This is a genomic window from Alteromonas sp. AO-Serp, from assembly GCF_017849675.1.
Taxonomy (GTDB): domain Bacteria; phylum Pseudomonadota; class Gammaproteobacteria; order Enterobacterales; family Alteromonadaceae; genus Alteromonas; species Alteromonas macleodii.
Genome location: NZ_JAFLMX010000239.1, coordinates 24223 through 37333, shown reverse-complemented (window position 1 = coordinate 37333; position 13111 = coordinate 24223). Strand labels below are relative to the sequence as shown.

13 protein-coding genes and 1 tRNA gene are annotated in these 13111 nt (G+C 45.6%); 10 read left to right on the top strand and 4 right to left on the bottom strand.

The window, feature by feature from the left end; translation table 11 throughout:
• On the bottom strand, positions 1 to 311 hold a 311-nt coding region (locus QVA83_RS16290), incomplete at its 3' end, for an aldo/keto reductase (RefSeq protein WP_287498686.1).
• A 255-nt stretch (positions 312 to 566) separates the two neighbouring features.
• Between QVA83_RS16290 and QVA83_RS16285 the strand changes: the two genes are divergently transcribed.
• The 5 genes from QVA83_RS16285 to QVA83_RS16265 all read left to right on the top strand — a co-directional run bounded on the left by QVA83_RS16285 (position 567) and on the right by QVA83_RS16265 (position 5360).
• Positions 567 to 1109, top strand: coding sequence for a lipocalin family protein (locus QVA83_RS16285; RefSeq protein ID WP_014951054.1), 543 nt, complete (start codon positions 567 to 569; stop codon positions 1107 to 1109).
• Between the two features lie 98 nt (positions 1110 to 1207).
• Positions 1208 to 2254, top strand: a complete 1047-nt coding sequence (gene pyrC / locus QVA83_RS16280) for a dihydroorotase (RefSeq protein WP_287498685.1) — start codon at positions 1208 to 1210, stop codon at positions 2252 to 2254.
• Positions 2224 to 3534: a substrate-binding periplasmic protein gene (locus tag QVA83_RS16275; RefSeq protein WP_287498684.1), complete on the top strand. Its 1311-nt coding sequence runs from the start codon at positions 2224 to 2226 to the stop codon at positions 3532 to 3534. The genes pyrC and QVA83_RS16275 overlap by 31 nt, the downstream gene beginning before the upstream one ends.
• Positions 3534 to 4913, top strand: coding sequence for an ATP-dependent RNA helicase DbpA (gene dbpA / locus QVA83_RS16270; protein ID WP_014951051.1), 1380 nt, complete (start codon positions 3534 to 3536; stop codon positions 4911 to 4913). Before QVA83_RS16275 ends, dbpA begins: the two co-directional genes overlap by 1 nt.
• Positions 4914 to 4961: 48 nt before the next feature.
• Positions 4962 to 5360, top strand: a complete 399-nt coding sequence (locus QVA83_RS16265) for an ACT domain-containing protein (protein WP_287498683.1) — start codon at positions 4962 to 4964, stop codon at positions 5358 to 5360.
• Here the strand turns inward: QVA83_RS16265 and QVA83_RS16260 are convergent.
• Together QVA83_RS16260 and QVA83_RS16255 are read right to left on the bottom strand one after the other, a co-directional pair.
• Positions 5357 to 6049 (bottom strand): lysoplasmalogenase, encoded by a 693-nt coding sequence (locus QVA83_RS16260; RefSeq protein ID WP_287498682.1) that lies wholly within the window; start codon positions 6047 to 6049, stop codon positions 5357 to 5359. The two genes, QVA83_RS16265 and QVA83_RS16260, sit on opposite strands and share 4 nt — an antisense overlap.
• A 138-nt stretch (positions 6050 to 6187) precedes the next feature.
• Complete coding sequence (locus QVA83_RS16255; protein WP_287498681.1) at positions 6188 to 8254, bottom strand: M13 family metallopeptidase; 2067 nt, start codon at positions 8252 to 8254, stop codon at positions 6188 to 6190.
• Between the two features lie 251 nt (positions 8255 to 8505).
• Between QVA83_RS16255 and QVA83_RS16250 the strand changes: the two genes are divergently transcribed.
• From QVA83_RS16250 to nusG, 5 genes are all read left to right on the top strand, one after another.
• A complete protein-coding gene (locus QVA83_RS16250; RefSeq protein ID WP_287498680.1) occupies positions 8506 to 9129 on the top strand; it encodes an RraA family protein in 624 nt (207 codons plus the stop codon).
• A 231-nt stretch (positions 9130 to 9360) separates the two neighbouring features.
• Positions 9361 to 11202 carry an ABC transporter ATP-binding protein gene (locus QVA83_RS16245; RefSeq protein WP_287498679.1) on the top strand — a complete coding sequence of 614 codons (1842 nt, stop codon included), beginning with the start codon at positions 9361 to 9363 and terminating at the stop codon, positions 11200 to 11202.
• A gap of 167 nt (positions 11203 to 11369) precedes the next feature.
• Positions 11370 to 11446: transfer RNA gene (locus tag QVA83_RS16240), tRNA-Trp, on the top strand.
• An 81-nt stretch (positions 11447 to 11527) separates the two neighbouring features.
• Positions 11528 to 11905: a preprotein translocase subunit SecE gene (gene secE / locus QVA83_RS16235; RefSeq protein ID WP_014951045.1), complete on the top strand. Its 378-nt coding sequence runs from the start codon at positions 11528 to 11530 to the stop codon at positions 11903 to 11905.
• Positions 11906 to 11909: 4 nt separating this feature from the next.
• Positions 11910 to 12461 (top strand): transcription termination/antitermination protein NusG, encoded by a 552-nt coding sequence (gene nusG / locus QVA83_RS16230; protein WP_014951044.1) that lies wholly within the window; start codon positions 11910 to 11912, stop codon positions 12459 to 12461.
• Between the two features lie 345 nt (positions 12462 to 12806).
• Here the strand turns inward: nusG and QVA83_RS16225 are convergent, their stop codons facing one another.
• A complete protein-coding gene (locus QVA83_RS16225) occupies positions 12807 to 13109 on the bottom strand; it encodes a hypothetical protein (RefSeq protein WP_061096048.1) in 303 nt (100 codons plus the stop codon).
• Positions 13110 to 13111: the final 2 nt, after the last annotated feature.

Here is a 13111-nt window from a genome sequence, read left to right as displayed (position 1 = left end):
TGATTCGCTGAAAAGTCGTAACGCTTTGGTCCTAAATCGTCCTCAAATCGTATTGCACACTTAGACTGGATAATCATTTTGTCTTTTAATTCGGGTGCTTGTTTAAGCGCTTCACCAAAGACAGTTTCGGCTTTGCCAAATGTATAAATATCAGCATGGTCAAACACGTTAATATCTAAGTCCAACACAGTGTCTATTATGCTTCTTGCTTGGCTTACATCGGCTTTGGTTGCCGGTTCGTCATTCCAACCGCCACCTAAGCCCATGCATCCATAAATTAAGCGGCTTGCGTGTGGAAAGTGTGCATTCATGTCATTTTCTCCCTGTTTGAGAATATCGAGTGGGCAGGGCCTGTATTAGCTCAAGGCTTGTTTTAAAAGCACTGTAATATGGTCCAAGCGATAAGAAAAGTCTGATTAGGCGAGCGTATTTTTACTGTCGACCGTTAGCCTAGCTTGAAGGTTTATGGTGTTGCAGCGCCGATAAAGATCATTTTTGCGATGTAGGCGTGTATGTAAATTAATCAGTGGGCTTTTTAAAAGCTGAGTTCAAGGAAAAGAGGGCATATGTTTAAGCAGTTAGTTTCAATGATTATGGCGGGTATGGTGTGTGTGGGCTTGTCTGGCTGTACTGGCGTACCTGACAAGGTAGTGCCGGTTGAAGGCTTTGAGCTTCCTCGTTATTTAGGGAAGTGGTATGAAATAGCGCGCTTTGACCATAGCTTCGAAGAAGGATTAAGCGAAGTTACGGCAACCTATAGCATGCGCGATGACGGAGGGGTTAAGGTAATTAATCGCGGTTTTTCAGTAGAAGAAAATGCATGGGATGAAGCCGAGGGCAAAGCGTATTTTGTAGAGTCTGAAACGACAGGGCATCTGAAAGTATCGTTCTTTGGCCCATTTTACGCTAGCTATGTAATTATGGAGCTAGATAAAGAAGGTTATCAATATGCTTTGATAACAGGCCCAGATAAAGACTACCTTTGGATTTTAGCGCGAACACCTTCTATTTCAGATGAAGTCCGCACCCGTTTACTAGAAAAAGCGACATCGGCTGGGTACGACGTTAGCAAGCTTATTTGGGTAGAGCACGGCGAAGAGAATTCATAGCCACTTTCGAGCGAGTTGTTCTGCGCGCAAAATGGGAATTGTGCTATTATTGCGCGCATCTTCCCCTCTGTTTGAATAAGTACTAAGAGAGACAAGGCATGCAAACGCTCACCATTACTACGCCAGACGATTGGCACCTTCACTTTCGCGATAACGAAATGCTAGCTGAAACAGTGCCTGCAACCGCACGTTGTTTCCAGCGCGCTATTGTTATGCCAAACCTTGTACCACCGGTGGTTAATGCTGAAATGGCCATGGCGTACAAAGGGCGAATTGAAGATGCGCGACCTAAAGGCAGTAGCTTTGAGCCATTAATGACCTTATTCCTTACTAATCAAACTACACCTCAAGACATTATCGATGCAAAACAAGCGGGCGTAACTGCGTGTAAGCTATATCCTGCAGGGGCCACTACTAATTCAGACGCCGCAGTAAAAGGCATTCAGGCTTTATACCCTGTATTTCAAGCCATGCAAGAGCAAGGTTTGCTATTGTTGATACACGGTGAAGTGACAGAGCATCACATTGATATTTTTGACCGTGAGAAAGTATTTATTGATACCCATTTAGGGCCTATCGTTGACGCATTCCCTAAGCTGAAAGTGGTGTTTGAGCATATTACAACAGCAGATGCCGCAAACTTCGTAGCGGGCGCCAGCGAATTTGTTGGAGCCACCATTACCCCTCAGCACTTATTGTTAAACCGCAACGATTTACTGGTTGGCGGCGTACGCCCTCATAACTATTGCTTGCCAGTGCTAAAACGCAACACGCATCAGAAAGCGTTGCGCGATATGGTGGCAAGCGACAACAAAAAATTCTTCCTAGGTACCGACTCGGCACCTCATGCAAAACATAAAAAAGAAAATGCTTGCGGCTGCGCGGGTTGTTATAGCGCATGGTCTGCAATTGAGCTTTATGCCGAAGTGTTCGAGCAGCTAGGCGTAATAGATAAGCTTGAAGGATTCGCTAGCCATTACGGTGCAGATTTTTATGGTTTACCACGAAATACGACTACAATGACATTAGTGAAAGAGTCGTGGACGGTGCCAGAACAAGTAACCCTAGCTGATGGCACCGATATGGTTCCATTTTATGCGGGGCAAACGTTGCAGTGGAAATTAGAAAAGGCATTTCAAGCGTAGTTTTTGTTGTTATTGTCTGTTTATGTGCCCTGTGGAGTTCATCCACTTGGGCACAAGCACTCTCTTACTCTCACGCCCCCGATTTACCAAGTACCCTTTCTGCTTCTGAGAAGCAGAGTATTCAATCTTATTCACTCACAGTGTTTAAAAATGCCTTATCAAAAAATGGCAATGATTTAACGCCTGCTACTGACACCATATCGAATAAAGCTGACGTCCTTATCAATTTGATCAGAGATGAAAATAACGAAGATAGTTATTTTTGGATCACGCCGCTATTTGCCTTTGAATGTGGAAATAATGTTCGATGTACGCCGAATGCGGGCAGTCAGGCAACGACAATAGCAGTGAGCTATATCGCACTGAGCAAAAGTGAAGGTTCTGCCGATTTTGCAGAGCGGTTGAGCGAACTGATTGCTCAATACAAAGGTTCAGACAACTTCACATTGCTTGCTAGCGCTATACGGGATGAACTGAAAGCATCTTTCCCGGCCACAATACTTACTTTTGGAACACTAAGCTTAGCAGGTGAGCTGCATGCTAATACCGACAATCTTTGGGTCATCGCCGACATTGTGCCACTTTTTTCAGAGGTGGGAGAGCGAGGAAAGCTTAAAGGTATTGCTGCAGACTTGGTCAGAGACATATTAGATGAGATGACGCTAAAGCAGAATATCCTTTCCGCGCCATGGGAACGTATTGCAAAGGAAGCAATGACCAAGTCTAACGTATTGGTATTCTCAGTAATTCGCACGAGTGAAAGAGAAAGCGTGTTTCACTGGGTAACGCCGGTATCAAGAAACCTTCATGGACTGTACGGCATCGATAAGCCCTATTTTGAATCCTTTGCCAACGTACCAAAGAACTTTAGGGTTGGTACCTTATTGGAAGACTATCGCTATAACGTTGCAATAGAGCATGGCTTCAAAGTAAAAGCCTATGATTCGTGGCAGGCATTAGTGGATGCACTGATCAACAACGAAATTGATACTATTTTCGGTTCTCAGGGGGCAATTGACTTTGGATGTAACCCAAAACAATTTAAATGTGAGACAATAACCCTATCGAGTAAGTACGACATTTCAACGGCCTACCTAGCACTGTCAAAGAAAGACACCTGTGTTTTGGTTTTAGAGAAGCTCAAGTTAGCGGCGGCCGGTGTGAAAATGAGTGACAAGTTTAATGAGCAGCTTTCTTCCTGGAGTGACATGGTGTCCCAAGAATACGGCATAGCTCATCATACCGAACATGGTGTAGTGCACCTTTGGAACCCAAATTAATGACAGTTGAAACAGTGAAGCATTTAGATATAAACCCTGCCATCACCAAGGCGCTAGACTCACAAGGCATTTACCAACTTTCCCCTATACAGGCACAATCGCTCCCTGAGGCGCTGCAGGGTAAAGATGTGATAGGCCAAGCGCAGACGGGCAGCGGCAAGACTCTGTGCTTTGTAATTCCTGCCTTACAGCACGTAGAAGTGAATGATTTTACCACGCAGGCCATCATACTTTGTCCTACCCGAGAGCTTGCTGATCAAGTGGCTCAGCAGTGCCGTTCGGCGGCTAAGAACATCGGTAATATTAAAGTGACCACGTTATGTGGTGGCCAGCCTATGGGGCCGCAGATTCAGTCACTGAAACATAGCCCGCACATCATTGTGGGCACGCCGGGTCGCGTAATGGACCATGTGGAAAAGCGTCGAATTGACCTAAGTAACGTAAAGTTGCGTGTCCTCGATGAAGCCGATCGCATGTTAGATATGGGCTTTGAAGACGATTTACGCATTATTTTCGGTCAAACGCCAAAACAAGTGCAAACCCTATTGTTTTCTGCAACCTTTACGGAACAAATTGAGCGTGTAGCCAAGCAGTACCTGCACAACCCGGTAACCTGTAAAGTTGAGTCTCAAGACAGTAAACCCGCTATCACCCAATTGGGCTACAACGTGCTCCCGCACACACGCACTCAGGCGCTTAAAGCGGTACTTACCCACTACCAACCTAAAAATGCCATTGTATTTTGTAACCGCAAGGTTCAGGTAAATGAAGTGGTTGAGGAGCTTATCGAAGATGGCTTTAGCGCAGCTGGACTTCAGGGGGACTTGGAACAGCATCAACGCACATCGGTGCTAATGCAGTTCGCCAGCGATGCGCTACAAGTACTTGTTGCCACCGATGTAGCTGCGCGAGGGCTGGATATTGATGATGTTGCCTGCGTAATTAATTATACGGTAAGTGAAGAGCCGGAAACCCATATTCACCGCATTGGTCGCACGGCGCGAGCAGGCGCACAGGGCATGGCGGTAACGCTAGTCAGCGATGACGAAGAGCACTTCTTGCGAAAAATAGAAGTATTGCAAGAAAGCGATATTCCACTTAAAGGCGCACAAAGCCTGCGTTTTCATAAAAACAAAATTACTCAGCCTGAATTTACCTGTATTTCACTAAGCGCGGGTAAAAAAGAAAAGCTTCGCCCAGGCGATCTGGTGGGTGCACTTACCAAAGATGCGGGCATTCCTGGCGATGACTTGGGCAAAATTAAAGTGCAAAACAGCATGAGTTTTGTCGCAGTGAAAACGCGAAGCGTGAAAAAAGCCATGGCGCACTTTAGAGAAGGTAAGATTAAAGGAAAGCGTATTAGAGCCCGAAAGCTTTAATATGCGCTCTTAGATCTAAGTACTGACGTTATTTAATGGAAGGTGAGTGTGGTCGCTGAAACTGACTTGAGCGTGATACTGAAAAATCTGAATCCTGTGGCGAGTAGTGAAAATTACGTTTTTACTACCTTGCCTGCTGATAGCTTAACCAGTGCGTTAATTTCAGTAGCTAAGGGGATGTTTCAAGAACGCGAGGGCACCACCCTTATTCTTCCGGTTGCCGCAGCCGAGAAAGCTAATCTGCAATTTGAAGGTTATTACCGCTGTATAACCTGTGAAGTGCATTCTAGTTTGGAAGCGGTAGGCATGACTGCAGCTATGTCCACCGCGCTGGGTAAGGCAGGAATTAGCGCCAACGTGGTGGCCGCTTATTATCACGACCATATTTTCGTGCCAGCTGAAAAAGCCGACTTGGCGATAGACGTTTTAACGTCGTTGTCTAACTAGGTCTGACCAATCTCTTCCTGCCTATTCTCTTTTCTCAAAAAACCATCAACCAGCCCCATGGTTAAGCAATATTGGGCACCATAGTAAGTTGTCATTACCCAAATGGTAGACAGTGGAAGCGGGGTTTTGAAAACCGACTGGGCGAGAATGGCATCTGATATCACAAAAAATAACGCACCGGTTACGATCAGCTTAGTTTGAGCCAACCACACTGCGGTTAAACCCATCAGTGTGATTACGCTAATATAGGCGACTACAGGGTAAAATAAGGCTTTCGACGCTGGCAGAGTGTGCACTGCCATCATTACGGCAAAGCTAACCATAATAATACTAATGAACCACTTTGGTTTGCGTGAAATGATATGGTCGCCGGGCGTTTCTTGTAGGCGGCGATGCAGCAACGCAAAACACATAGCATACGTTAAATGGGCAACAAAAAAGCACGCCAAGCCGGTAATAAAACTATCAGCAAAGGGCAAGGCCAGACTAACATCTCCGGCAAGACTAAAAAGTAACGCCGCCAACACCATGTATCGCGGCATGGCGCTAAGTTTTGTATAGGCGAAAACTGCCAGTACCACAATAGGCAGGGCTTTGGGTAAGAATTGCGCCACGTAGGGGGTAAGCGGCAGCGTCGCCAGGTAAATCAACGCTAAGCTGCTAAAGACAATAGTTGTTCTTACATTCATATTTAGCCTTTTTGAAACTGCTCAGTCATACACTTCAACACGACAAAAAAAGCCCCAGTTTGGTGAAGCAAACATGGGGCTTTAGCTATTGTATTTTATGTACGCTACTTTCTATGTACTGTGTTTAGAGTACGCGAATTACCAAATTTTCACGCGTTCTTCTGGTGGTAAATACAACGCATCTTCTTCGGTCACGTTAAACGCTTCGTAGAATTCAGGTACGTTGCGAACAGCACCGTTAGTGCGGAACTTCGTAGGTGAATGGGTATCGGTTTGTACTTGGCTGCGCAACGCTTCTTCGCGATATTTGCTTGCCCAAACCTGACCGTAACCAATGAATACACGCTGATCGCCAGTGAAACCATCTAGTTCAGGTGCTTTTTCACCATCAAGAGACAGATGGTAAGCTTTAAGTGCGATGCTGATGCCGCCAAGGTCGCCGATGTTTTCACCTAGGGTATATTCACCGTTCACGTGCAAGTCAGGCAGAACCTCAAACTGGTTATACTGTTCAATCAAGTTTGCAGTGCGTGCTTCAAACTCGCCGCGATCTTCGTCAGTCCACCAGTTTCGCAGAACGCCATCCCCGTCGAAGGTAGATCCCGAATCATCAAAGCCATGGCCAATTTCGTGACCAATTACCGCACCAATACCACCGTAGTTAACCGCATCTTCGGCGTTCATGTCAAAGAACGGAGGTTGAAGGATAGCCGCAGGGAATACAATTTCGTTTAGCGGAGGGTTGTAGTAAGCATTAACAGTTTGTGGTGTCATGCCCCATTCATGGGTCCACACTGGGCCGCCTTGTTTCTTAAGCATTTCTTCGTACAGCACGTCCGAAGAACGCTTTAGGTTTCCAAACAGGTCACTGGCATTAACTGTCAGCGCTGAATAGTCTCTCCACTGGTCTGGGTAACCAATTTTCACGGTAAACTTAGACAGCTTGTCCAGTGCTTGTGCACGAGTTTCATCTGTCATCCAATCAAGATTTTCGATACTTTCTTTGTAAGCTAACAACAGGTTATTAACCATTTCCATCATGCGATCTTTCGCTTCAGGCGGGAAGTGTTGTTTTACATAAACCTTACCGATTAGCTCGCCTACATGAGCATTTGAAAGGCTTACTGCACGACGCCATTGTGGCTGCTGCTCTTCAACACCGCGAAGCACTTTGCTGTAGAAATTGAAGTTTGCTTCATCAAGCTCGGCATTTAAGCGACTGGCTGAAGCATTTAACAAGCCCCACTTAAGGAACGTTTTCCAATCTTCCAGTGAGGTATCTGCAATAACGCCATCAATGTTTTGCATGTAGTCTTTTTGCAAAATACCTAATGAAGGAATGTCGCTAATGTCTGCTTCAGTAAGATAAGCGTCCCAGTCGAACTTAGGCATTAACGCTTTAAGTTCTTCAATTGTCAGTTTGTTATAGTTGGCAGCAAAGTTACGGGCCTGCTCTTTTTTCATGTGTAGCTGAGCAATTTTAGTCTCAAGTGCGAACAGCATATCCGCACTTTCTTTAGGCGCGTCGAAACCCGCCAGCTCAAACATGGTTTGAATATGTTTAACGTAGGCATCGCGAATGGTTTGTGATGTTTCGTCGTCCTTAAAGTAGTACTCGCGCTCAGGAAGGCCTAAGCCCGACTGCCACGTGTACATCAAATATTCTTTTGGCGATTTAAGGTCAGGGTATTGAGTTAGGCTGAACGGCGTACCGTAGCCATAGCGAGCTGCATAAGCGAAATACTCAGCAAGGTCGGTGTAGTCTTCAATGGCATCAATCGTAGTTAACTCAGGCTTAAGCGGTGTCATACCAAGTTCGTTGCGGGTTTCCATGTCCATATAGGCACGGTAAAAATCACCGACTTTTTGCTCGTCGCTGCCCGCTTTAAAGTCGCCTTCTGCAGACGATTTTATAATATCCATAACGTGATCTTGTGCTTCATCGCGAAGGATCACGAAAGAACCGTAGCTCGATTTATCTGCCGGTATTTCAAAATTATCAAACCACTTGCCGTTTACGTAGCGGAAAAAGTCATCACCCGGGTCAACAGACAGATCCATATTTTCTTTAATGACACCTGAAGAAAGCTGTTGTTGAGCCTCTTCGGTAGCCGCGCTCTGTGTCTGTTGTTCTGTGGATGAATTTTGTGGGCTACAAGCCGTGAGGGCCAGTGCCACGCTTAAGCTTAAAACGCTACGTAACATGTCGAGTTTTCCTTTTCATTTTATTGGGCGACATTTGGGCTTGCCGCTTATTGTTTTTAGTGCGTTGCGAAACCTGTGCATCCCTTCGAAAGAATGGTGTGGCGTATTGCGTGCACGCTTTTTACTAATTTTTAGCATGGCGGGGGGGATAGAAAAAGTGTTTATAGTGAAAATACACAGCTTGTAACAACTTGTAGGGCTAATTTCGCTATAGTGTTTTCTTCACACACTACAACATTCAAGGAACGGCGATGGACTTACACAATACCCCTTTCGATAGCGTATCACCCTGTGAGTACGCCGATGCGCTGCCAAGAGAGCAGTTCATGCACTATGCGATAAAACCATTGTGGGAAGGCATGCCACGCATTGCGGGTCCAGCATTTACCGTTAAGTGTGAGCCGGGAGACCATCTTATGCTGCATGCGGCGATATATCGCGCAAGCCCCGGTGACATTATTGTTGTGGAAGCCGATGATGAATTCGCTGTTGCGGGCGGTAACGTCTGCGCGATAGCCCAGTCTCGCGGCATAAAAGGTTTCGTGATTGATGGTGTTATACGAGACCTTGCAGAAACCCGTGACAACAAATTCCCAGTATTTGCCAGGGGCGTTATACCCAAGCCAGGAGCCAAAAAGTGTATAGCCCCGTTAAATGAGCCGATTACCTGTGCAGGTGTAACTGTTCACGCCGGAGACATTATTGTTGCAGACGAAGAGGGCATTGCTGTAATTCCAAAAGATGAGGCGCTAGCAGCCTATGACATTGCCCAAAAGCGAGCCCAGAAAGATGGCTCCATGTCACTTGAACAGTGGCAGGCTGAGCACGCTGAAAAAGTAGAAAGCATACTCGCTCAATTGGGCTTTGCAGAGTGAAGACTGACAGGAAATTAGCTTAGTGTTGAGTTGTTTTATGTAAGCGCTTCTCCAAATAATAATTTTCGCCAAGTATCAGCCTGTGCCAAATATTAATTAATGTTAAACGAGCTTTGCGGTAAAAAAGCACCGCAAAGTTCAACACACTTTTAGTTATCGTGTAGAATTGTGACCCAGCATTTTGGGGCATACGTAAACGTGCTCTGTCACTGAATAACTAACGAGTTCTACATGTTTTCATTTTTTGAAAAGCTGACCCAGCCTTTCCCTGATACGCCGCCTACCCAACCGCCAACAGGTATCGTTGCCTTTTGTAAGTACTACACAAAAGGCATGTGGGGCGTAATCCTTACTGTTTCCGTGCTAAGTGCCATTGTTGCCATGTTAGAAGTGGCGTTGTTTGGCTTTTTAGGGCAGTTAGTTGACTGGTTCTCTGATCAAAACCGAGACACATTTTTAGCCGACCAAAAATTTACCCTCATTGGCATGGGTTTAACCGTTCTCGTTTTTATTCCATTGTTTATTTTGTTGCGCTCGTTGTTTTCTCGTCAGTCCTTGATGGGGAACTACCCCATGCGCATTAGATGGCAAGCGCACCGCTATTTGCTTGGACAAAGTTTAACCTTCTTTCACGATGAGTTTGCCGGCCGTGTGGCCACCAAGGTGATGCAGACTGCACTATCGGTAAGAGAGACTGTAACCAAGGTCCTCGATTTGCTGGTGTACATCAGCGTTTATTTTATCTCTATGGTTGTGCTTATTTTCAGCACAGACTGGCGCTTAGCCATGCCGCTTATCGTGTGGTTCTTTGTGTACATTGGCATTTTAAAAGTGCTGGTGCCTAAACTAAAAGAAGTCTCGCAAAAGCAAGCTGACGCGCGCTCATTAATGACCGGACGTATTGTCGATAGCTATACCAATATCACAACGGTGAAGCTGTTTTCACACAGTCGCCGCGAAGCGGATTACGCTAAAGAAAGCATGGATGGTTTTCTTAAAACGGTTTACCCCCAAATGCGTTTGGTCACCGTGTTGGAATTCTGCGTGGAAATGGCTAACGCCATTCTTATTTTTACCATTGGTGCGCTATCTGTGTATTTGTGGATGGAAAACATTGCGAGTCCCGGCGATATCGCCATTGCTATTAGTCTGTGTTTGCGACTAAACGGTATGTCGCACTGGGTTATGTGGGAAGTATCAGGCTTGTTCGAGAACTTAGGCACGGTGCAGGATGGCATGAATACGCTAGCACAACCGATAGCAGTGAAAGACAAGCCAAAAGCCGACGCGTTAAAGGTAAATGGCGGCGGGATTAATTTCGATAATGTGCATTTTTCCTATTCAGGTGCAGACAACAAACCTATTGATGTGTTTACTAACTTGGATTTAAGCATTAAGCCCGGAGAAAAAGTGGGCTTAGTGGGGCGTTCTGGAGCGGGTAAATCGACACTGGTTAATTTGCTCATGCGTTTTTACGACACCCAGAGTGGTCGCATTGTCATTGATGGTCAAGATATCACTGAAGTAGGCCAAGAAACCCTTCGCGCCAAAATCAGCATGGTGACACAAGATACTTCACTGATGCACCGCTCGGTACGCGACAATATCCTTTACGGTCGAACGGATGCGACAGAAGAAGATATGATACGTGCGGCCAAACAGGCCGAAGCGCACGACTTTATTCTTACGCTTACCGATAGTCACGGTAGAACAGGGTACGACGCGCATGTAGGAGAGCGAGGCGTTAAGCTTTCAGGCGGTCAGCGCCAGCGCATTGCCATAGCTCGCGTATTGTTAAAAGACGCGCCTGTATTAGTGCTGGACGAAGCCACATCAGCGCTAGATTCAGAAGTTGAAGCGGCAATTCAAGCCTGTCTGGATAAAGTGATGGAAGGCAAAACCGTGCTGGCTATTGCGCATCGACTGTCGACCATTGCGCAAATGGACAGGTTACTTGTTCTGGATAAGGGCAACATTGTAGAGCAGGGAACCCATACCGAGCTTATTGCGCACAATGGCATATATGCCAAGCTTTGGGCGCACCAAACGGGCGGATTTATAGGCGTTGAATAGACAAAGTGCGAATTAGCGTTCAATCGCAGATGGGATGGATAAACCGCTTGTATCTTGAAAGTGGTTAAGTATAATACGCGTCCCTCCCTTGCGATACCGCACTTTCCTTAGAAAAGACGCACAACTCACAAGGGCAGTGTAAGTAAATTTTGTCTTATTGACACCACAGGGGTGTAGTTCGAATTGGTAGAACAGCGGTCTCCAAAACCGATGGTTGGGGGTTCGAGTCCCTCCACCCCTGCCAAATTTACTTAAACTAAGAATTTTTAAGTTGCGCATTTTTTAGATGCGTAAAACAACGACGCTGTAGTGCTAGGATCGTAACATGAGCGAAAAGACGGAAAATCAGTCCAATGCATTGGACATGTTTAAATGGGTAGTGGTTTTTGCACTACTTGCCGGTTTAGTAACCGCTAATACAATGTACGGTGAGATCTCGGTACTATACCGTGCCATCGCAATTGTTGTAGTTGTTGGTATAGCTGGTTTCATCGCGGCAACTACCGAAAAAGGTAGCACCTTCTTGAGCTTCGCTAAAGAGTCTCGCACAGAAGTTCGCAAGGTTGTGTGGCCAACTCGGCAAGAGGCGAACCAAACTACACTTATCGTGCTTGCAGCGACGTTAATTATGGCACTAATTTTATGGGGACTAGACGGCATCATCGTTCGTGTAGTTGGCTTTATTACAGGAATAGGAGCATAACCGTATGTCTGAAGAAGAAGCAGTAAAGAAAAGATGGTACGTAGTTCAAGCCTATTCACAATATGAGTCTCGCGTTAAGAAGACCCTGCTTGAATACATCAAAATGCACAATATGGAAGACTACTTCGGCCAGGTACTAGTACCAACAGAAGAAGTAGTAGAAATGCGTGCGGGTCAAAAGCGTAAGTCTGAGCGTAAGTTCTACCCAGGTTATGTATTGGTAGAAATGGCGATGACGGAAGAGTCATGGCACTTAGTGAAAAGCGTACCTCGCGTACTTGGTTTTATCGGCGGCACATCTGACCGTCCTATGCCAATCACGCAGAAAGAAGCTGACGCTATCTTAAATCGTCTTGAAGAAAACGTCGATAAGCCAAGACCAAAGACGCTGTTCGAGCCAGGCGAAGTTATTCGCGTTATCGATGGCCCATTTGCAGACTTCAACGGTGTGGTAGAAGAAGTAGACTACGAAAAGAGCCGCGTAAAAGTATCGGTACTTATCTTCGGTCGTTCTACTCCAGTAGATCTAGAATTTGGTCAGGTAGAAAAAGGCTAAGCCTATTCAAGCTACCGTAGAGTATTTTTAAAAAGCCCCGTTTGACGGGGCTTTTTTGTATCTAGATAACGATAAAAGGAGAGCGGTGAATATTTATAAAAATTTGCATGTTACTACAACGTAGCATCCTCTTGACCTAAATAAGCCAGAAATAACAGCTAATAAGCGAAAGAAACATAAACATAAACTGCAATATTGTTGCGGTTTTTTCAGAGACTTTATCGCTCTTTGTAAAAGAGTCCCAAAATCTGACACCCAGCGCACGTTTTAAGATTAGATTCATTCCACAAATTACCATGACCCAAATGAACACCGTTCCGATATCTACCATTTTAAATTTGACCTTCACTCATCTGTAGTTTCTAAGCCCTCTAGATCCGACGCCAAATTTGCTATAGCGCCCGAAACTAACCCACCACCTACGGATGTTGCGAGAGAGCTGAAACCTTTAACCGGACTTAAAGCGCCTGCACCCATTCCGGCAAGTGTTCCTGTAGCGATGGTACTGAACGATGCGTTACGCCCGCCACCAATAATTGCCCCGTAGAAACCACCTATGCCACCGGCTATTGCGCCTAAAGCATTGGCCCAAAGTGCACCAGAAACATTTGAGATCTCATGATTGTTTAATTCTGTAGGTTTTTCCATTG

Coding starts and splice junctions, on each gene's coding strand:
- QVA83_RS16285 (WP_014951054.1), top strand. CDS start 567: ATGTTTAAGCAGTTAGTTTCAATGATTATGGCGGGTATGGTGTGTGTG.
- QVA83_RS16250 (WP_287498680.1), top strand. CDS start 8,506: ATGGACTTACACAATACCCCTTTCGATAGCGTATCACCCTGTGAGTAC.
- QVA83_RS16255 (WP_287498681.1), bottom strand. CDS start 8,254: ATGTTACGTAGCGTTTTAAGCTTAAGCGTGGCACTGGCCCTCACGGCT.
- QVA83_RS16245 (WP_287498679.1), top strand. CDS start 9,361: ATGTTTTCATTTTTTGAAAAGCTGACCCAGCCTTTCCCTGATACGCCG.
- pyrC (WP_287498685.1), top strand. CDS start 1,208: ATGCAAACGCTCACCATTACTACGCCAGACGATTGGCACCTTCACTTT.
- secE (WP_014951045.1), top strand. CDS start 11,528: ATGAGCGAAAAGACGGAAAATCAGTCCAATGCATTGGACATGTTTAAA.
- nusG (WP_014951044.1), top strand. CDS start 11,910: ATGTCTGAAGAAGAAGCAGTAAAGAAAAGATGGTACGTAGTTCAAGCC.
- QVA83_RS16260 (WP_287498682.1), bottom strand. CDS start 6,049: ATGAATGTAAGAACAACTATTGTCTTTAGCAGCTTAGCGTTGATTTAC.
- dbpA (WP_014951051.1), top strand. CDS start 3,534: ATGACAGTTGAAACAGTGAAGCATTTAGATATAAACCCTGCCATCACC.
- QVA83_RS16225 (WP_061096048.1), bottom strand. CDS start 13,109: ATGGAAAAACCTACAGAATTAAACAATCATGAGATCTCAAATGTTTCT.